Origin of the sequence: Breoghania sp., assembly GCF_030066895.1 — a bacterium.
In the GTDB taxonomy this organism is placed as follows: Bacteria; Pseudomonadota; Alphaproteobacteria; order Rhizobiales; family Stappiaceae; genus Breoghania.
Genome location: NZ_JASJAV010000031.1, coordinates 1 through 18,408 on the forward strand (window position 1 = coordinate 1; position 18,408 = coordinate 18,408).

17 protein-coding genes and 4 pseudogenes are annotated in these 18,408 nt (G+C 62.2%); 4 read left to right on the forward strand and 17 right to left on the reverse strand.

Annotated features, from left to right (window positions below; genetic code table 11):
• Positions 1–253 precede the first annotated feature (253 nt).
• A complete protein-coding gene (locus QNJ43_RS23685) occupies positions 254–619 on the forward strand; it encodes a hypothetical protein (protein WP_300473833.1) in 366 nt (121 codons plus the stop codon).
• Positions 574–1,230 carry a hypothetical protein gene (locus QNJ43_RS23690; RefSeq protein ID WP_300473836.1) on the forward strand — a complete coding sequence of 219 codons (657 nt, stop codon included), beginning with the start codon at positions 574–576 and terminating at the stop codon, positions 1,228–1,230. The genes QNJ43_RS23685 and QNJ43_RS23690 overlap by 46 nt, the downstream gene beginning before the upstream one ends.
• A gap of 115 nt (positions 1,231–1,345) precedes the next feature.
• Here the strand turns inward: QNJ43_RS23690 and QNJ43_RS23695 are convergent, their stop codons facing one another.
• The 8 genes and pseudogenes from QNJ43_RS23695 to QNJ43_RS23725 all read right to left on the reverse strand — a co-directional run bounded on the left by QNJ43_RS23695 (position 1,346) and on the right by QNJ43_RS23725 (position 6,603).
• Entirely contained in the window at positions 1,346–1,795 is a 450-nt protein-coding gene (locus QNJ43_RS23695; protein WP_300473838.1) for a cupin domain-containing protein, read from the reverse strand.
• A gap of 252 nt (positions 1,796–2,047) precedes the next feature.
• Positions 2,048–2,931: pseudogene (locus tag QNJ43_RS23700) on the reverse strand (LysR family transcriptional regulator).
• A gap of 254 nt (positions 2,932–3,185) precedes the next feature.
• Positions 3,186–3,332: a hypothetical protein gene (locus tag QNJ43_RS23705; RefSeq protein WP_300473841.1), complete on the reverse strand. Its 147-nt coding sequence runs from the start codon at positions 3,330–3,332 to the stop codon at positions 3,186–3,188.
• Positions 3,313–3,693, reverse strand: coding sequence for an ABC transporter ATP-binding protein (locus QNJ43_RS23710; RefSeq protein WP_346433109.1), 381 nt, complete (start codon positions 3,691–3,693; stop codon positions 3,313–3,315). The genes QNJ43_RS23705 and QNJ43_RS23710 overlap by 20 nt, the downstream gene beginning before the upstream one ends.
• Complete coding sequence (gene cbiQ / locus QNJ43_RS23715; protein ID WP_300473992.1) at positions 3,603–4,430, reverse strand: cobalt ECF transporter T component CbiQ; 828 nt, start codon at positions 4,428–4,430, stop codon at positions 3,603–3,605. Before cbiQ ends, QNJ43_RS23710 begins: the two co-directional genes overlap by 91 nt.
• Positions 4,431–4,546: 116 nt before the next feature.
• Positions 4,547–5,155 (reverse strand): annotated as a pseudogene (locus QNJ43_RS27670) (hypothetical protein); the annotation flags it as partial.
• Positions 5,077–5,692, reverse strand: a pseudogene (cbiM, locus tag QNJ43_RS27675) (cobalt transporter CbiM). The pseudogenes QNJ43_RS27670 and cbiM, both read right to left, overlap by 79 nt.
• Before the next feature lie 151 nt (positions 5,693–5,843).
• Positions 5,844–6,603, reverse strand: a pseudogene (locus tag QNJ43_RS23725) (DUF4198 domain-containing protein).
• A gap of 154 nt (positions 6,604–6,757) precedes the next feature.
• Between QNJ43_RS23725 and nikR the strand changes: the two are divergent.
• On the forward strand, positions 6,758–7,231 hold the full coding sequence (nikR, locus tag QNJ43_RS23730; protein WP_300473845.1) for a nickel-responsive transcriptional regulator NikR: 474 nt from the start codon (positions 6,758–6,760) through the stop codon (positions 7,229–7,231).
• A 432-nt stretch (positions 7,232–7,663) separates the two neighbouring features.
• On the opposite strand, the gene QNJ43_RS23735 is transcribed toward nikR, so the two are convergent.
• From QNJ43_RS23735 to QNJ43_RS23750, 4 genes are all read right to left on the reverse strand, one after another.
• The gene (locus tag QNJ43_RS23735) at positions 7,664–8,647 is read right to left on the reverse strand and encodes an NAD regulator (RefSeq protein ID WP_300473848.1); all 984 of its coding nucleotides are present in this window, start codon (positions 8,645–8,647) and stop codon (positions 7,664–7,666) included.
• A gap of 178 nt (positions 8,648–8,825) precedes the next feature.
• Positions 8,826–9,332, reverse strand: a complete 507-nt coding sequence (locus tag QNJ43_RS23740; RefSeq protein WP_300473850.1) for a tyrosine phosphatase family protein — start codon at positions 9,330–9,332, stop codon at positions 8,826–8,828.
• 467 nt (positions 9,333–9,799) lie between these two features.
• Complete coding sequence (locus QNJ43_RS23745; protein WP_300473852.1) at positions 9,800–11,299, reverse strand: phosphomannomutase/phosphoglucomutase; 1,500 nt, start codon at positions 11,297–11,299, stop codon at positions 9,800–9,802.
• 18 nt (positions 11,300–11,317) lie between these two features.
• Entirely contained in the window at positions 11,318–11,860 is a 543-nt protein-coding gene (locus QNJ43_RS23750; RefSeq protein WP_300473855.1) for a TIGR02281 family clan AA aspartic protease, read from the reverse strand.
• Positions 11,861–12,161: 301 nt separating this feature from the next.
• Here QNJ43_RS23750 and QNJ43_RS23755 point away from each other — a divergent pair, with 301 nt between their 5' ends.
• On the forward strand, positions 12,162–12,632 hold the full coding sequence (locus tag QNJ43_RS23755; protein ID WP_300473857.1) for a CAP domain-containing protein: 471 nt from the start codon (positions 12,162–12,164) through the stop codon (positions 12,630–12,632).
• A gap of 147 nt (positions 12,633–12,779) precedes the next feature.
• Here QNJ43_RS23755 and QNJ43_RS23760 read toward each other — a convergent pair whose 3' ends face one another.
• The 5 genes from QNJ43_RS23760 to QNJ43_RS23780 all read right to left on the reverse strand — a co-directional run bounded on the left by QNJ43_RS23760 (position 12,780) and on the right by QNJ43_RS23780 (position 17,965).
• Complete coding sequence (locus tag QNJ43_RS23760) at positions 12,780–13,283, reverse strand: RNA pyrophosphohydrolase (RefSeq protein WP_300473860.1); 504 nt, start codon at positions 13,281–13,283, stop codon at positions 12,780–12,782.
• A gap of 294 nt (positions 13,284–13,577) precedes the next feature.
• Entirely contained in the window at positions 13,578–14,321 is a 744-nt protein-coding gene (locus QNJ43_RS23765) for a divergent polysaccharide deacetylase family protein (protein ID WP_300473862.1), read from the reverse strand.
• A 160-nt stretch (positions 14,322–14,481) separates the two neighbouring features.
• A complete protein-coding gene (locus tag QNJ43_RS23770; protein ID WP_300473864.1) occupies positions 14,482–14,712 on the reverse strand; it encodes a hypothetical protein in 231 nt (76 codons plus the stop codon).
• 554 nt (positions 14,713–15,266) lie between these two features.
• Positions 15,267–16,595 (reverse strand): S41 family peptidase, encoded by a 1,329-nt coding sequence (locus QNJ43_RS23775; protein ID WP_300473866.1) that lies wholly within the window; start codon positions 16,593–16,595, stop codon positions 15,267–15,269.
• Entirely contained in the window at positions 16,592–17,965 is a 1,374-nt protein-coding gene (locus QNJ43_RS23780; protein ID WP_300473869.1) for a peptidoglycan DD-metalloendopeptidase family protein, read from the reverse strand. The genes QNJ43_RS23775 and QNJ43_RS23780 overlap by 4 nt, the downstream gene beginning before the upstream one ends.
• Positions 17,966–18,408: the final 443 nt, after the last annotated feature.

Here is an 18,408-nt window from a genome sequence, read left to right on the forward strand (position 1 = left end):
TTCTGAACTTGCATTCGCTCTAACACTTCGCACATCGCACACGTTTTTTCGATCAACAGAGGACTGACGTTCCCGACCGGCGTTCGGGGAGTTTCCTTCCTGATGAAAGTTTCTGAAGCTCTGTCGTCCGCTTTTCGAAGCTCAGCCCAAAACGAGGCCCGCAGCGGGAGATGGCATGGTCTGACGACTCTTGTAAGATAGCCCGGCGCGCCGCCTGGTTGCGACGCCTTATCGAGCGAACAAAGAGAAGACTATGAACAAGAACAAACTGGTTGTCGTCGACGCCGGACATGTGGGTTCCTACGTCCTGGCGGGCGCCATGAAGATCGGCCTTTTTGCCGAAATCGGGGTCACCGACATCCTGAAGGACGTCGCCTTCGGTGAGGCGCTCGATCAGGCACAGGCAACCGCTTTGACCTACATGAACAATGTCGACGTCACCGACGACGGATACGAACAGTGCGCCGATGCCGACGTGATCATCGTCGCGGCCGGGCCGAGCGTAATCCCCGATCCCACTGACCCGAAAGGCGAGCCGGACCGCACCTTGCTGACGAAGTCATTCGCGAGGTCATGTCGGGGATCACCAAATACACCAAGGATGCGATCGTCATCCTGATCACCAACCCGCTCGACACGATGGTCTATATCGCGGAGAACGAGTTCGGCTATCCCAAGGGCCGCGTCTTCGGCACGGGCACGATGCTCGATTCCGCCCATCTGCGCCGCCTGATCGCCGACACCTACAATGTCGATCCGAAATCCGTTACCGGCTACATGATGGGCGAACACGGCAGCACCGCCTTCCCCGTCCTGAGCCACGTCAACATTGTCGACGTTCCCTTCGACGAACTCGACGATTATTTCGAGGCCTCGCAAGACATCCGCGATCCGGAGACAGTCAAGTCCAAGATCATCAGCGCCGCCTATGAAGTCTTCAACGGCAAGGGCTGGACCAATGCCGGCGTCGCCCAGTCCGCGGTGACGATGGCCAAGACCGTCCTGCTGGACGAGCGCAGCGTCTGTCCCGCCTGCACGACGCTTCGCGGCCAGTACGGGCATGACGGCGACGTTGCCTTCTCCATGCCGTGCGTCATCGGGCGCGAAGGCATCCTGAAGCAGATCCCGGTCAAGTTGAACGAGTGGGAAGCGAAGAAGCTGGAAGCCTCGATCGCCTTCATCAAGGAAGCGATGAAAGACGCAAAGACCGGCCCCGACAAGCGGAGCTGACGGAACCCGATCGTTGCGGGCAGATGAAGACATTTGCCCGTTTCGACGGCGCGGCCCATCCTTCGACGGATCGAACCAAAACCGCCGGGCCCTTGCTGGGCCCGGCGGTTTTGGTTCAGCCGTTGTAGTCTTCGTCGGAAACATGCTCCATCCAGGTAACGGGGCTGCCATTGATGCTTTCCTGAATGGCGATGTGGCTCATCACCGTATCGGGCGAGGCTCCGTGCCAGTGCTTTTCACCGGCCGGGAACCAGACGCAGTCGCCCTGGGAAATCTCTTCCACCGGGCCACCTTCGCGCTGAACGCGGCCGCGACTGAAGGTGACAATCAGCATCTGACCGGTGGGATTGGTGTGCCACGCGGTGCGTGCGCCCGGCTCGAAGGTGACGTGACCGGCGCTGGCACGACCGGGCTCTTCGGCGGCCACAAGCGGATCGATGCGCACCGTGCCGGTGAACCAGTCGCCCGGGCCCTTGGCCGAGGGGGTGGATCCTGAACGAATGATCTTCCTTTCCTTGCGCTTGCCGCACCTTGCCCATCCAGGGCCTTGCACGTCGGGACGCACAATTTCTCAAATCGATAACTCAATGGCGAATCGTCGGGCCGGTCGGCGGACGAATACGCCGACGAGCGTGCCGCGGTTACGCGGAGAGAAACCAGGAGGCTTCGTCCCGGCTCATCGAACTTCGCGATAAGATGATCTGGACGTTGCGGGCGGCAATCTGAATAGCCTTATTGCCCACACTACTCATGACTTCAGCTCATGAACCCCGGATCCGGGTGCAATTGCTCAATAAAACCGACCAAGCCCGGCCGATCATCCGTGCTCGCGCAGAACGTCCAGCACAAGCTGAAATGCGGAAGAAGGCCGTAACCGGCTGGGATAATGCTGGGATAATAGAGATGGAAGCCGGGGAAATAGGAGGAATAGGCTTCCAGGCAGGATTTCAGGCGACCGGCGGCCAGACGCTCGGGCACGAGCGCGAGGCCATAGCCCTCGCGTGCAGCGCGCAGCACCGGATTGACCGTGTTGAAACAGACCTGCCTCTACACCTTGACCCGGATTTCCTGCCCGTTCTCGTCCTCGAATTCCCAGGCATAGAGGACACCGTGGGTCGACAGGCGCAGGTTGATGCAAGTGTGCTCGCTCAAGGACTGCGGTGTCTCAGGGATACCGTGTTGCGCGAAATAGTCCGGCGCGCCGACACAAACCATGCGCTCGTCCGGGCCGATGCGCACGGAGATCATGCCCTCGCTCACCTGATCGGAATAGCGCACGCCCGCATCGCAGCGCGCGGCGGCCAGATAGGTGTATCCGTAGTTCATCACGAACTCGACATTGACCGCCGGATAGTCCCTTCAGGACCGGGGCAAGCTTCGGCCAGAGCAGTGACTCGATCGCATATTCGACCGCACCCAGCGCACCGTGCCGGTGCGCTGGGTGCGGTGATCGTTGAGGGCCTGCAGGCGCGCTTCGATCATCTCGAAACACGGATTGAGCGTCGCCAGCAGATCCTCGCCCTCCTGCGTGGAGGTGACGGATCGGGTGGTGCGGGTCAGAAGCCGCAGGCCGAGCCGTTCCTCCAACCCCTTGATGGTATGGCTCAATGCGGATTGCGACACGTTCAGCCGCGCGGCCGCGCGCGTAAAGCTGCTTTCCTCGGCCAGGGCGATCAGATCGTGGATATTTTCCCTGAGCATATGCGGGGCCTTAATTTGCGCGTCGAAACTCATGAACGGACTCTCGCCACTATATGGACAGTGCCGGAAGCGTCCATTGCGTCTACGCCTCTCCGCACTTCCCCTTAAGGTCGCCGCTGCCGCGCTCCACCGTGCCAAAATCGCGGCAGATCATATCTGGCGACAGGATAGACGGACGCGTGCGCGGGATAATCCGTCGAACGCGGATGCCTCCCATAAGCATGGCTCTGAATGCCGCGCCTCTTGGCGTCGCTTCAGTCCCCGTCGCGGTGGACGTGCGCGTGGGCATGCGTATGGGGGTGGGTATGGATCTTCGCCGGTTCAAGCTGCCCATCCTCCAGGATCAGCGCCCGGCTCGCCAGTTCGGCCACGAAGTCGCTGTCATGGGAAACCAGCACCATCGCTCCGGTGAAACGCGTCAACGCATCGCGCAGGCGTTCGCCGTTGGGCCCGATCGATGCCGTTGGAGGGCTCGTCGAGCAGCAGCACGTCCGGCGACATGGCGAACAGTCCGGCAAGGCACACGAGCCGCTTTTCACCACCCGACAGCTTGTGGCTAATGCGCTGCGCCAGATGCGCGATGCCGAAGCCTTCGAGCGCGGCTTGCGCGATCTCCTCCGCCTCCTTCGGCGTGTGGCCGATATTCAGAGGACCGAAGGAAACATCCTCGATCACCGTCGGACAGAAGATCTGGTCGTCGCTGTCCTGAAACAGTAAGCCGATGCGCGGACGGTGGGTACGGAACTGTTTTCCGATACACAGATCTCGTCGAAGAGCCGGACCTCGCCCGCCTCAGCCGTTTCCAGACCGACGATCGCAAGCCTTTCACCGGCCGACAAGCTCATGGACACGGACTTCAGGACAGCGTTGCCGTCGCGGGTGACCGTAACGGCATCCAATACGATGGGATCGTTCATAAACGATCCCCTAGCAGCGCGGCGACAGCGCATCGCCTCCTCCACCCGGTCGGCGCGTTCCAGCGCACGCACCAGAAGCATGCCGATGAGATAGCCGTAGCTGCGCCAGGTATGGCGGTTGGAGCGGGGATGGAAGGCGCGGGCGCGCATGAATTCGCGCAGGCGGTGCGCCTCCTCGCGGATCAGCGACAGGTAGCGCACCATCATGACCAGCAGGCGCACGATCGTCTCGGGAACGCGCAACGACTGGAGGGCCGCGCCCAGCCGGTTCACCTCCACCGCGCCGAGAAAGAGCATCAGGATCAGGGCGGCCACCGACACCTTGCAGGCAACGAGCGCCGCCCGCGCGATGCCTTCCGCGCTCGCCGCCAACGGCCCGTATGTGAGAACCGGCCTCCCCTCCACCACGAAGGGAAGGGTGATCAGCAGCAGCACGAACCCTTCCACATGCAGCAAACACCGCAGCAGACGCCGTTCGATCCCAGCAGCAAGCGTGACGAGCGCGACAGCGAGAAGCACGAAGACCGCAACGGTGAGGTCATGCAACTGCGACAGCGCGGCCACGACCGCGAAGGCCGTCACAAGGCGCAAGCGCAGGTCCTGAGGGACGATCAGTGCCGCCGCGCGCCCATAGCCCGATCCCGACAAGTCCGATGATGAAAAAGACGCCCGACAGGATGTCCGTGAAGCGCAAGCGCTCATCCATTTGCTCGATCCGCTCCAGAAGCGGTTCGACCTGCCGCTGAACCGCGGCCTCCACCAGAAGGGCGATCTGCTTGTCGGAAAGTCCGGCAGAAGATCCTGCACTTTCCTTCTCGTTGTCGCCGGAAGCGGCCGGGACTTTCGCGGGAGCCGATGCGGGGGCGCTCAGTGTTGCGGTTTCCTCGGAGAGCGCCAGCGCGCCGAAGCGATCCGCCCTGACCGTACCGGAGGCTATGTGGCCCTCGTGCGTATCGACTGTGACCGTGATGTCGGAGGTGACGGACTCGGGTGGCACGAGGCGGAAGCGGCCCTCGCGCCGTCTTGCCTGACGCGATGACCTTGCCGGCGGCATCCTTGGCCACCCACGGCGTGCCCATGGCGCGACCGCCGCCGATGAAGAAGGCATAGCCCGTCATGGCATCGCCCTCGACGGTCGCGAAGACCTTGAGCTTGTGGGCGGCGGCGGGACCGGCAAGTCCGAACGCAAGGGCAAGGGCCATTGCAAGCGAAAGAAGAACGGAGCGGATCATGACAGGGCAGGCTTCAGAGAAGCTGGGGAAACGCGGGCGAGGAAACCAACCACCACGGCGGTGATGAAGGCTTCCGCGATGGCGAGCGGAATGTAGGTCGCAAGCAGCACGCTGGCGACGGGGGTATAAATCGGGTGAAGACAGCGTCAACGCCAGCGCGACGCACCCGTCGGTTCCCAGTACCGCCAGCGCACCGACCAATGCCGAAAGCCCCATGCGCACCTGTTGCGACGTGGTGTTGCGGATGGTCGGGCCGAAGATCATCGCCAGCACGACACCGGGCAAGGCCATATCGACGATGTTGACGTCGAGTGAGGTCAATCCGCCGAAACCGAACAGAAATGCCTGCAACAACAACGCCACAGCGAGGGCCGGAAAGGTGGCGAAACCGAGCAGGATGCCCATCAGCCCTGACAGCAGCAGATGCACGCTGGAGGGGCCGACCGGCACCACGATGAGGGATCCGGCAAAGAACGCGGCGGCGAGAATGCCGGCGCGCGGCAGGGTGCGATCATCGAGCCGACGAAGGCCCAGTCCCACGCCGCCGACTGCGATGACGGCGCCTCCGATGAGAACGGGGGCGGATAGGATACCGTCGGGTATGTGGGCCATGGCCTGTTGCTTTCATCTTGCCGGTTCGCGCCCCCGCGCGACCGGCGTTTGGGCCCCCGGTCCGGCCGGGGCCCGAAATGTCGAGCGGCACCGGATTGTCGCCCGGTGCCGATATTGAGCTTCGCAGAGAAGCCGGAGTTGACGGCCAGTCTTACTTGCCACCCATGTCGGTCGTCTTGACCCAGATCAGGGCGCCCTCTTCCACCGGCACCTTGTTACCTTCCGGCGAGGTCATCGGCTTGTCGCCTTCCAGCAGAGCGGCAAAGCCCCACCACCCGGCGCGCGGCATGGCGTAGGTGAAGCTGCCGTTGGCATCGGCCTTGATGACCTGCGTGATGAAGGCATCGTTCGGCGCCTTGACCGAGCCGTCATTGATGAACTCGACCTCGATCTCGGCAAACGGCGCGGGCTTACCGTCCTTCAGAAGGACGCCGGAAAAGACGTTGCCCGTCCAGATACCTTGTGGGACGTGTGAGCGGCTGGATTTCCACCGGCAGGCCGACCAGTTCATCCCAGCCTTCGCCGAAGGCGTAGTTGTCGACCACAACCTTGGCATAGTGGACGATATACCTGCCTTCCGCAGGTTCCCAATAGGGCTGCGGCTCGACATAGAAGATCGCCGCGTCCGGCTCGGCAAGGTCGTAGGACACGGTCCAGGCCTCTTTACCGTCCACCGGCTTTTCGGCTATGCGCGGCAGGAGGTCGACGTTCTTGCCCTGATCGAGCACGCCGAGACGGACGGGCTTCTTCATCTGCATCACCGGAGCGCCCTCGAAGGGATGGGTGAAGATCAGATTGAGCGAAACGCTGCCGCCGTCCTCAAGAACGTCGGCAGAGGGAATGATTTCCTGAAAATGGGCCGACGCAGGAGTGGAAAAGCCTATGATGCAGGAAAAGACGGCGAGGGACATCAGAGAACGGCGCATGTGAACTCCTGTCGGTATGAAATTTTCTGCAAAAAATTATACTTTCCGTCGCCGCTCAACCCCGGGAAGGGATTTTGCCAAATAATTCAATATATTGCCGTTATGGGAAGCGGTTATACTGGGCGCCATTGGAGGCACCATGCAACGCATAACGATCACTATCGACGACGGACTTGCCGCCGAACTCGACGCGCACATGACGGCAACGGGCGTCTCGGGGCGCTCCGAAGCGATTCGGGATCTAGTGCGACGCGGGCTTGCCACAGTTCGCAACGCGCCGAGCGAAGCTCCGTGCTACGGCGTGGTCAGTTGCGCAATCGACCAGTCGGTTCGCCAACTCGCCACCCGCATCCCGCAAGGCCGTCTCGACCGGCACGACCAGACCGTCGCCGCCCTCTCCGTTCCGCTCGATCACACCACATCGATCGACGTGGCGGTGATGCGCGGCCGCATGGCCGACGTCACGGCCTACGCGGAAGCACTGTTTCTGGAACGCGGCGTGATGCACGGTTCGCTGGGGCTGATCCCGGTAGCGGAGGACAAGACCGTGCATACCCACGAGCACGGCCACTCGCACGAGCACACCCACTTCAAGGTGCAGAGCGGTTTGTAGGGGGAGCGGGTTCGAATGTAGAGCCCATCCTTCGAGACGGCCCTTTGGGCATTCTGAGTGTCCGGCTCTTAAATGGTACTGGGTTATTCCAGCTACAGTTCCCTCGTCATTGCCGGCTCCGACCAGCAATCCATGCCGTGATGCTTCAGCGCTGTAAGGGGTTGATATGGATGAAATAATTGAGCTCATTCCATACCGATAGATCACGGAATGAATCCCGGCTCGGAGGCCGGGATGACGAGCGGAAAGTGTCGCGAGAAATTCGATACCATTTACGAGCCGGACACTCAGGGTGATGTTATCGCGGTGTTGGTTTTGAAGATGCGCTCAACACATACAATGTCATCGTGAGGAGGTCGCGACAGCGACCGTCTCGAAGGATGGGCCTCCCGATGAACCACGGCCGACACCCAGATCCATTGCAAGAAGACCCTACCGCACTCCGACCCGCAAACCGGGAGACGGACGCTCGCGCAGCACCTGACGGCGGAAGCGGAAGAGTGCGGCCGGACGCCCACCGGTGCGCGAGGTGGAGGCGCCGGTCGGCTCCACCAGTTCCGTCGTCTCAACCAGCCTGCGGAAATTCTGCTTGTGCAGGTGACGGCCCGAAATCGCCTCCACGGTGTGCTGAAGCTCAGTCAGGGTGAAGGCTTTCGGCATCAGTTCGAAGATCACCGGCCGGTATTTCAGTTTTCCCCGCAAGCGGGTGATCGCGGTCGCGAGGATACGGCGGTGATCGTATTGCATGGCCCGGCCCATATAGGGGCGCGTCTCCAGTCCCGGCGCCAACGGCCGTCCGTCGCGTTCGGCTTCCGCCAGAAGCCCGACCTCGTAGCACAGCTCGTAGCGTTCCAGCGCGCGTTCCTCGTCCCACAGATTTCCGTCGCCGCCGAAGGACAGGCGCAACCGGTCCTGCCTGCGGGCCGCGCGGGCGGCGTCGCCCTCATTCAGGGGGGCCTGCGCCCAGTTATCGAGCGCGGGAAGGATCACGTCGTCCAGCATGGCCGGACGTCTCTCGCGCCAATCTTCCCAGGGGAAATAGTCGTACCACGGCCGCCAGCTTGCCCGCGCCCGGACAAGGGCGGCTTCGGAATCCGCGCTTTGCCGTGCCAGCGCCAGATAGCCGACGGAGACGACATGCGGCCCCTGATCGCCGGGCTGCGTGTGCCGACCGCGATCGCCGTAGGTGTAGAGCTGCTCCACATAGCCGAGCCGGAGCGCGGTCTGCTGTTCCACCCAGGCCCGCAGGCCGATCTCGAAGGTGCGGTGATGAACGGGATCGAAAGGGCCGAACGGCAGGGATTCCGGGACATCCGGACCGCTCCCGCCGATGGCGAGAACCAGCGGGGTCGGATGCGTCACGGCGACGATCACGGCATTGAGGCCGATCTCGATGGCGGGTGCCGCCGTGTCCATGCGTGTCGCTCCGTACCTTGTTCCCGCCCCGGCGCGGGGCGCGAGCCTTTTCTAGTCGATTTGCGCGGTATTTTGAACCGTCGAGTACGTCTGCCGGATCGGAACAAGACGTTGAGTTGCGGCTATTTTCTGCAAAACCTTGCCACAACGAAAATCATGCTGCGATTTGCGCAAGTCCCTAGTCCAGCGCCAGCTCGAAGGGTTCCCCCTCGAAAGCATCACGCCCGCGCCCGATATTGCGGATCGCGGAGACCATCCGCCCCTCGCGGCCGAGGATACGGTCGGCGAACATCACCAGCCGGGCATTGGGCGTGGCGGACGGCGAAGCGGCGCGCAGGGCGTCGGCGATCTCGGCCTCGTCGCGTTCCGGTTTCAGCGCGCAGGCCGTGATGTAGGCCGCCGCGGTGGAGCGCGAGATGCCCGCAAAACAATGGATCACCAGCGGGTCCTGCCGCTCCCACGCACTGACATACCCGAGCAGCGCTTCCACATGGATTTCGCCCGGAGGGATCATGCCCTCGATCGGCTCCACGATATCGTTGAAGCCAAGAAAGAGATGATCTTCAGGCCGGATTGAAGCCGGGCGGTTCACCGAGGTCCCCTCGTTGATCAGGGTCACCAGATGACGCGCGCCGGTGCGCTCGACCGTATCGTGCAGTTTGGAGAGGGAACAGATATAAAGCATAAGCGATATGTCGGCGATGAGCCGCACGGATTCAAGCGGCAAATGCGCAGAATGTGGCGATGGAGGTGTGGAAGAGCGGTTTCTTCAGAAGGCAGGGAAGTGAAAGATCGCGCCCGTGGTCGATCCCTCAAGACGAGCCTTCGGCCTTCCTCTGTGTCTAGCCCGCGAATGGTACTGGGTTACTCCAGCAGCAATTCCCTCGTCATTGCCGGCTCCGACCGGCAATCCATGCCGTGATGCTTCAGCGCGGCAAGGGGCAGATATCGATGAACAATCCAGCCGCATTCCATGCCGATAGATCACGGAATGGATCCCGGCCCAGATCTCGACCATGGGGCCGGGATGACGGGCGGAGAGTATTGCGAGCTACTCGATGCCATTTGCAGACCGGACACTGAAGGGGCCCAAAGGTTCGTCTCGAGGGATCGGCCGCGAGCACGATTGGCTCGGGTCCCGTCGCCCCAGCCTCAGATCGACTGGTTGTACGCGCCCACTTCCCCGTTCTCGCGCAGCACCGTGTCCACGGTCTTGAACATGGCGCGCATGCGCTCCTCGGAAACGGGGCTTTCCACCACCACTACGAGTTCCGGCTTGTTGGAGGACGCGCGCACCAGTCCCCAGGTGCCGTCCTCCGCCACAACGCGGATGCCGTTGACGGTGATGAGGTTGGCAATCGGCTGACCGTCGATCTTCTCGCCCTTCTCCTTCATCGCGGTGAAGCGCGCGATGACCTTGTCCACCACCTCGTACTTCTTCTCGTCGTCGCAATGCGGCGACATGGTGGGCGAGCCCCAGGTCTTCGGCAGATCGTTCCTGAGATCCGCCATGGACTTGTCCGGGTTGCGATCGAGCATATCGAGAATGGCAAGCGCGGAGACGAAGCCGTCGTCATAGCCGCGCCCGATGGGGGCGTTGAAGAAATAGTGGCCGGATTTCTCGAAGCCGACCAGGGCGTTCAACTCGTTCACCCGGCGCTTGATGTAGGAATGGCCGGTCTTCCAGTAGTCGGTCTTCGCACCGTTTTTGATCAGCACCGGATCAGTATTGAAGAGGCCCGTCGACTTCACGTCGACCACGAATTGCACGCCCGGATTGAGCTTGGAAATATCGCGCGCCAGCATGACGCCGACCTTGTCGGCGAATATCTCCTCGCCCGTATTGTCGACCATGCCGCAGCGGTCGCCGTCACCGTCAAAGCCGAGGCCGACGGCAGCGCCCGTTTCGCGCACTGTCTCGGCGATGGCGTGCAGCATCTTCATGTCTTCCGGGTTCGGATTGTAGCGCGGGAAGGAGTGATCCAGCTCGCAATCGAGCGGCACAACCTCGGCGCCGATCGCGCTCAGGATCCGTTCCGCGAAAGCGCCGGCAGTACCGTTGCCGCAGGCCGCCACCACCTTGATCGGGTGCTTCAGTTTCGCCCGGTCGGTGAGATCGGCGATGTAGCGATCGGGGAAGTTCTCCACGAACTGATAGGCCCCGCCCCCCTTCAGATCGAAGGCGGCTTCAAGCACGATTTCCTTCAGTCGGCCCATTTCGTCGGGGCCGAAGGTTAGCGGGCGGGCAGCGCCCATCTTCACACCGGTCCAGTCATTGTCATTGTGCGAGGCGGTGACCATGGCGACGGCGGGAACGTCGAGGGCGAACTGGGCGAAGTAGGTCATTGGCGTCGTCGCGAGGCCAATGTCGTGCACCTTGACGCCCGCAGCCATCAGGCCGGTGACAAGTACCATCTTGATGGAGGCCGAATAGGACCGAAAATCGTGGCCTGTGACGATTTCGGGGCACACGCCCATTTCATGCAGCAAGGTGCCAAGGCCCATCCCCAGGGCTTGAACGCCCATGAGGTTGATTTCCTTTTCAAACAGCCAACGCGCATCGTATTCGCGAAAGCCGGTTGCCTTGACCATGGGCGAGGATTCGTAGGCGTAAGTGTTGGGCATCAACGCGGCGGCCGGCTTGGGAAACATGGAAGCTCCTGAAATCGCTCAATGCGGAATTCGAACGGTATAGGATGGCGCTGCGACCAAAGGAAGGCGGCATCCGTTCCCGCAAGGAGAAACGATACCGGGGCCGATTGGTTCCGCAAGCCGCGTGCGACGTCTCGCACCTATTGCTGCATCACCAGTTCGCCGTTGCGCATTTCCACATGCTTGAGCTGGCGTAGAAAGCTCATGCCGCGGAGCGACGAGGGCGGGGACATCGTAGACTCGGATCGTGTCGATGCGCACTTCGCGCAAGGTGACGGGTGCGCTTTTCTGGATGCCGTTGGCGGCCGACGTCTCGATCGTGAATTCGGAATTTCCCGGCCGCATGCCAAGGCGCACCGCCTCTTCGTAAGGAAGGGCAACGGCCGTTGCGCTGGTGTCGACGAGGACGTCGACCAGTCGCCGGTTGATGCGGGCGGTGACGGCGAAGTGGTCGGTTTTCTCCGCTTCCAGCACCACAGTGCCGTGACCGACAGGACGGTAGACGGGGTCGACCTTCGCCTTCACCGGCTCCGGCTTTTGAGAGATCTGATGACCCCCCATTGCACCACGGTCGGTCCGGCAAGCGCCGCGACGATGATCAGCACCAGTATGAAAATGAACCGTTGCATCGCTCAAAACCCGCCCTCTTCCGCGCCCCGTCTTGGCACGCAGAGCATTAGCGGACAGTGAAAAACGACAAGGCAGAAGCGATCATGGTTAGCGCGTCGTTAACGGCGCCGACGCTAAGATTAGCAGCACGATATTCCCGGGCCCAAGACCTGACTTTTGCCGACCCGAATTTCGCCGTCTTGTCGACGTTCAAGAAACGCCCAAAGCGTCCCCCTCGTTGCGGAGACCTTCGATGCGCCCTCTCCTGTCCGTGTTCGCGCTCGTTTTCCTTCTGGCCGGTTGTGCGGGCGGGCTGACGGATTTCGGCGACAAAGCGGAGCTTACCCGCGTTCCCGTGAACGATCAGGCCACCCTTGCCGCGATCAACGGCTACCGCGCGCAGCATAGGCTACCGCCGCTCACCCTGTCGGCGGAAGTCGAGGTCGCGGCACAGGACATGGCCGATTACATCGCCCGGTGCGACAAGCGGAAATCCCCGCTCCACAGCAAGAACGGCCTGTTCAAGCGACTCACCGAACACGGTATCCGTCACGATGCGGCGGCGGAAAATCTCGGCTACGGCTATCAGAGTTTCGACGCCACCTTCAAAGGCTGGCAGGGCTCGCCCGGCCATGACAAGAAACTGCTCAATTCGTACGTGACCGAGATGGGCATTGCCCGTACCACCCGACCCGACGGCATGTGGACAATTTCTGGGCGCTGATCATGGTGCGTCCATCGACGCGCTGACGGGTGTCAACGGCGCCTTCAGGCCGCCTCAGGGGCGTTTTTGAAACGCATTAAAATTCGCGTCGCATTTGCGTTTAAGGTCTCTCGAATTTCTCGATTTTCTCGAGACCTTCAAAAATGCTCAGGCGGTCAGGTGCGAGAAGGCGGAAACGACGTCTTCATAGACCCGACGCTTGAACGAAATGATCAGCTCCGGCAGCTTCGCCGCCCTCTCCCATCGCCATTCGGAAAATTCCGGCTTGTTGCCTTCCGGCGGACGGATGACGTCGATCTCGCCCTCGTCGCCCTCGAAGCGGAAGGCGAACCAGTGTTGCGCCTGGCCCTGGTAGCGGCCCTTCCAGCTCTTTTGCGCAACCTGGGCCGGCAGGTCGTAGACAAGCCAGCCCGAGGCCTCGGCGAGGAGAGAGACGGAGCGGACTGAGGTTTCCTCGTAAAGCTCGCGGCGGGCGGCGGAAAGCGGGTCCTCTCCGGCATCGATCCCGCCCTGCGGCATCTGCCAGCTATGGGTTGCATCGACGTGTTCCGGCCCGCCCTTGTAGCGCTTGCCTACCCAGACGAGACCGGCCGGATTGATCAGCATGATGCCGACGCAGGGACGATAATGGGCGGGAGGGAAATCGGTCACGAAAGGAATCCTCAAACGGTGTGATGCGCGAAACCTAGCGCATATTCGGAACCGTTTGAATCATCGGTGTGGGGATTTCTCGATGGCGCGACGGGAATCCGGGACGGGCTTTCGAGCAAGCCGCCCATTCTTCGAGACGCCGTCTCACGACGGCTCCTCAGGATGACGTTATCGAGTGGATATCGCGATAAAATCTTCAATACGACAACGTCATCCTGAGGAGGCGCGCAGCGCCGTCTCGAAGGATGGGCTGCTCACTCGGAGCAGATCGCCAGGCGGCGTCAGCCGCGAAACTCAGGAGTTGTTGAAGCGAACGCCGGCGCTGAGCGGCACCAGTTGCAGGCCGCGTTTTTCCAGGCTCTTGGCCCATTCGCTGATCCGGTCGATGGAGACCCGCAAGGTAGAGGCATAGCCCACCGCGAAGCCCTTGGTGCGAGCGACCGCCTCCAGCTCCAGAAGCCGGACATAGATCTCGTCGCGCGAGGGATTGCGGTCAAGCGGCAGATCGGCACACAGGAACGGCGTGTTCGTGGTGTTGGCGATCGTGGCGGCGGTCGAGCGCGAGGAGGATCCGTCGTCCATATACATCAGCCCGCGGTGACCGACTTCTTCCAGCACCGGCTGGAGGGCTCCGGCGGATGCCGTGAAGTGGGCGCCCATCTCGTTGACGGCGCCGACATAGTTGGTGATACGCGCCATCAGCCAGTGCAGCCGGTCAATGTTCTGCTGGTGGGATTGATCGACCAGCAGGGTGTGCGGACCGGGGTCGTTGTCGGGATAGTCGAAGGGCTCCAGCGGCACCTGCAGCAACAGTTCGTGACCGTCCTGACGGGCACGGGTCTGCCAGTCCTTCAGATCGTTGCCATAGGGCGCGAAGGCGAGCGTCACGTCAGCGGGAAGCTTGGAGAGCGCCAGGTTCGTACCGGCCTCGCTCAGCCCCAGTCCGCCAACGACTATCGCGATACGGGCGACGCCGATGGTTTTGGTATCGAAGGGCCGGGCGTAGTAGTCGAGCGCCCGCGCGCCGTCATCGACCATCTTGGGCAGAATGCCGTAGCGGGTAGCTTCGGAAATCCGAGGATCTGGTTCGATGGGAGCGCCTGGGAATTCCCATCCACGGACTTCAGCCCGGCATCGGACGGCGGCAGAACGGGCTCGAAACGGGGAGAGCGGGTCGTCCCCGCAGCACCGGGCTGGCTCACGGGTTTCCCGTCGTTGGCCAGACCGGGTTGCAGCCCGACCACGGTGATATCGCGCACGGAAACGCCCTGAACGAAGGTCTGTTGAGAGCGACGACAGCGGAGGGCTCGCCGCCATAGGGATCATCGACGACCGCGACCCAGACACCGACGGTCACGATCAGAGCCGCGATGATCACGATGCCGATCAGACCGAGAGGAATACGGAAATGCCGTTTCCCAATGCCCAAGCCCAGGGGGTTGTCAGGTCGTCTCCCCGGCCATAAACCTTATTCCGCCGCTTGCCATTTACGCCATCGCACCGGGCGGCCTTACCCGGACGCACGATGGGGCGAGTCTACCGCAAACATAGTTAACATTTTCTAAGCGAACGCAATCGGAAGATGAGGGAAGGTCAGGCACAATCCGACCACGTATCGCGTCCGTGCGCGGGAAGAGAATAAGCCGAATGACGGCGCCGGCCATCCGACGTTTTCCGTAAGGCGGATCAGGGGGCCTGGTCGCGAGTTTTCGGCGCTCGTGCTCGCCCGTTTGCCGGCTCGCACCTCGTCCTCCACCGTCATTGCCCGGCGCAGTCCGGGCAGCCCAGCGAACAGCGAAATGCGCGGAGAGTGCTGGATCCCCCGGACAAAGCCGGGGTATGACGACCGCTTGGAATGGAGAGAAAGACCGCGAAGGAAGATGTGAGGCTTCGGGCATCAACAACATCCCCCTCTTCCCCAAACAAAAAGGCCCGCACCGGATGTCCGATGCGGGCCTTTGTTGTTTCAGATCGCCTGTCGGCTTAGTTGGGCACACCCGCGGAGGGATCCGGCGGGAAGGCCTTGTTGGCCTGGATGCCGCGCAGCAGGTCGTAAGCGAAGTTCAGCTGCTTGTCCTTCGAGGCGTCTTGCGGCACGTAGGCCTGGCTGCCGGACTTCTCGGTCCCGTCGGAAGAAGACAAGTGACCGCGAAGAGAGGCTTCGCCGCGTGCCTTCAGCTTGCCCTTCAGCTCGTTGGGAAGCTCCTGCTGGACCTCGATGTCGGGCGTGATGCCCTTGGCCTGGATGGAGGTGCCCGACGGCGTGTAGTAGCGCGCCGTGGTCAGCCGGATGGCGCCGTTGGGACCAAGCGGGATGATGGTCTGGACCGAGCCCTTGCCGAAGGACCGGGTGCCGACGATGGTGGCGCGGCGATGATCTTGCAGCGCACCGGCAACGATTTCGGAGGCCGACGCCGACCCGCCATTGACCAGCACGATCACCGGCTTGCCGTGGGCCATGTCGCCGGAGCGGGCGTTGTAACGCTGGCTCTCGTCGGCGTTAAGGCCGCGCGTGGAGACGATCTCTCCGCGATCCAGGAAGGTGTCGGACACCGCGATCGCCTGATCGAGCAGACCGCCGGGGTTGTTGCGCAGATCGACGACGAAGCCCTTGAGCTTGTCTTCCGGGATCTTTTCCTCGATCTCGTCGATCGCCGACTTCAGCCCATCGAAGGTCTGTTCGTTGAACTGGGTAATGCGGATATAGCCGACATCCTTTTCCTCGTGCCAGAGCACGGAACGGATGCGGATGATATCGCGGATGATGGTGACCTTGACCGGATCCTCGGCACCCTCGCGGCGGATGGTGAGGACGATGTCGGTCTTGATCGGACCACGCATCTTTTCCACCGCTTCGTTGAGCGTCAGGCCCTGCACGGACTCGCCGTCGAGCGCGGTGATGACGTCGCCGGCCAGCACACCGGCGCGGTAGGCCGGGGTGTCGTCGATCGGGGTGACGACCTTCACCAGCTCGTCTTCCATCATGATCTCGATGCCGAGGCCGCCGAACTCGCCGCGGGTCTGCACCTGCATGTCGCGGAAGCTCTTTGGCGACATATAGGAAGAATGCGGATCAAGTGATGACAGCATGCCGTTGATCGCCGCTTCGATCAGCTTGTGATCGTCGGGAACCTCGACATAGTCGGAGCGGATCCGCTCAAAGACATCTCCGAACAGGTTGAGCTGTCTGTACGTGTCGGACGCGGCCGCTTCAGCCTTGGAGCCGACAACAAACTCCGTTTGGGAGAGAGTGATCACCACCGCCGCGCCCATCAGCGCGCCGACAAGCATCAGCGAGGCTTTCCGTATCATCCGCGAACCTTTTCGTCTTCCGGCCGAGCCCACCAGGGCGAGGGGTCGATTGAGCTGCCGTCTTTTCGGAATTCAATATAGAGCACCGGCCGCGTCGAACCGAGATCCAACGTGGCGGCACTAGCGAGTTCTGTCGATCCCATCGAGCCGACGGGTTCTCCGGCCAAAACGAACTGACCGAGTTCCGCATCAATCTCGTCCATGCCTGCGAGCAATATATGATATCCATCGCCGGCGTTCAGGATCAAGAGTTGGCCGTAACTGCGGAACGATCCTGCATAGACTACCCAGCCGTCGCAGGGCGACGTTACACGGGCATTGTTTCGAGTCGCTATCGACACGCCTTCGGCGGGCGTGCCGAGGCTGTCATCCTCACCGTACGCGCGCAAGGTTGCGCCTGCGACCGGCAGATGAAGCTTGCCCTTGATATCGGCAAAGGCAATGGCCGGGGCAAGACGGCCGGGATCGGCGAAGGGATCGGAAGGCTTGACCTTGCCCGCATTCTCCTTCGCCGCCTTGGCAGCGGCCTCCGCCGCCTTGCGCGATGATTCGATCTCTTTTTCCAGCGAGGCGATCAGACCCTTCAGCGAGCTCGCCTTGGCCGCCAGTTTCTGAGCGCGTTCGGATTCGGCGGCCAGCTTCTGGCGCGATTCGTCAGCCTCTTCCCGCTTCGCCGTCAACAAAAGCTCGATGCGGGTCTTTTCCTCCGCAAGGCGGGATCCATCGCTCTTCAGCCGGTCGCGTTCGCCCGCAATGCGGCTTTCCAGCTTGCTCAGTTCGGCAAGGTCGACCGCGAGCGCCTCGGCCTCGTCGTGAATGCCGGACATGACCGCGTTCAGAAGCATGGCGGAGCGCACCGCGCCGAGCGCATCTTCCGGCCGCACGGCAAGGGCCGGTGGCGGACGGCGGCCGATACGCTCCAACGTCGCCAGCACCTCCGAGAGCACGCCGCAGCGATCGCGGAGCGAAGCACGGACCGTGTCGGCGTTTTCGTGCAACCTCAGGAGCCGGTCTTCCGTGGCGCTCAATTCTTCTTCCAACGAATGAACGCGCTGGGCGGTGCGGAGAAGATCCGCATTCAGCGCATCGCGGTGGCGATCGATCGTGTCGATCTGATGTTGCAGTTCACGCTGGCGGTTCTTGCTCAGCGTCATGTCTTCGGTCAGCGCCGCCAGTTCTTCTTCGCGCTCGCGCTTGCGCGCTGCGGGATCGAGGGCGGAAAGATCAGCGCCCTGATCGGAACTCGCATCGCTCTCATCGGCTTGCGGCGTTTCCGTCGCTCCGGCAGGCAGGACGAAGGGCGCACAGATCGCCGTGCCGACCAACGCCAGAAGAAGCGCGCACAACACGGAGCGCGAAGCGCCGTGCAATCCCGCATCCCCTTTTCGCGTCCGGCTGGCCCGCATCCCATTGGTCCGCATTGCATTGGCCGATCGCACTGTTCGTGCGGCGATCACACGCACCTCCGTTTTGATCCGTGCGCAAACCTCACGAGCCGATCGCAATAGGATCCGGCTGCCTTCGAATACGGGCCGCCCGTGCGGCCCGGATCGCATGCGGAGCGTTAACGATCCGTCAACCATAAGATCTCGCCGGACGATCCCGAAAGATGCCCGCAGCATATCGAATCCGTATCTCGCTCCCGATACCGTCGGATTACGTCAATAAGCGGGCGCGGCGCGATTCGTACAACCGTGGGTAAGCCCTTCCGCTGCGCGCACCATATGGCACGACGGCAGCCCGGCGGCGTCCGGGATGACGCTCGAGAGATTGTGCACAAGAGGCATGAGAACGTCTTGGCGAGACGCCAGTG

What these genes read in the sequence shown, in the direction of transcription:
- QNJ43_RS23685 (WP_300473833.1), top strand. Translation starts at nt 254, where the DNA reads ATGAACAAGAACAAACTGGTTGTCGTCGACGCCGGACATGTGGGTTCC.
- QNJ43_RS23690 (WP_300473836.1), top strand. Translation starts at nt 574, where the DNA reads ATGTCGGGGATCACCAAATACACCAAGGATGCGATCGTCATCCTGATC.
- QNJ43_RS23705 (WP_300473841.1), bottom strand. Translation starts at nt 3,332, where the DNA reads ATGGTGCTGGTTTCCCATGACAGCGACTTCGTGGCCGAACTGGCGAGC.
- nikR (WP_300473845.1), top strand. Translation starts at nt 6,758, where the DNA reads ATGCAACGCATAACGATCACTATCGACGACGGACTTGCCGCCGAACTC.
- QNJ43_RS23735 (WP_300473848.1), bottom strand. Translation starts at nt 8,647, where the DNA reads ATGGACACGGCGGCACCCGCCATCGAGATCGGCCTCAATGCCGTGATC.
- QNJ43_RS23740 (WP_300473850.1), bottom strand. Translation starts at nt 9,332, where the DNA reads ATGCTTTATATCTGTTCCCTCTCCAAACTGCACGATACGGTCGAGCGC.
- QNJ43_RS23745 (WP_300473852.1), bottom strand. Translation starts at nt 11,299, where the DNA reads ATGTTTCCCAAGCCGGCCGCCGCGTTGATGCCCAACACTTACGCCTAC.
- QNJ43_RS23750 (WP_300473855.1), bottom strand. Translation starts at nt 11,860, where the DNA reads ATGGGGGGTCATCAGATCTCTCAAAAGCCGGAGCCGGTGAAGGCGAAG.
- QNJ43_RS23755 (WP_300473857.1), top strand. Translation starts at nt 12,162, where the DNA reads ATGCGCCCTCTCCTGTCCGTGTTCGCGCTCGTTTTCCTTCTGGCCGGT.
- QNJ43_RS23765 (WP_300473862.1), bottom strand. Translation starts at nt 14,321, where the DNA reads ATGGTCGATGACGGCGCGCGGGCGCTCGACTACTACGCCCGGCCCTTC.
- QNJ43_RS23775 (WP_300473866.1), bottom strand. Translation starts at nt 16,595, where the DNA reads ATGATACGGAAAGCCTCGCTGATGCTTGTCGGCGCGCTGATGGGCGCG.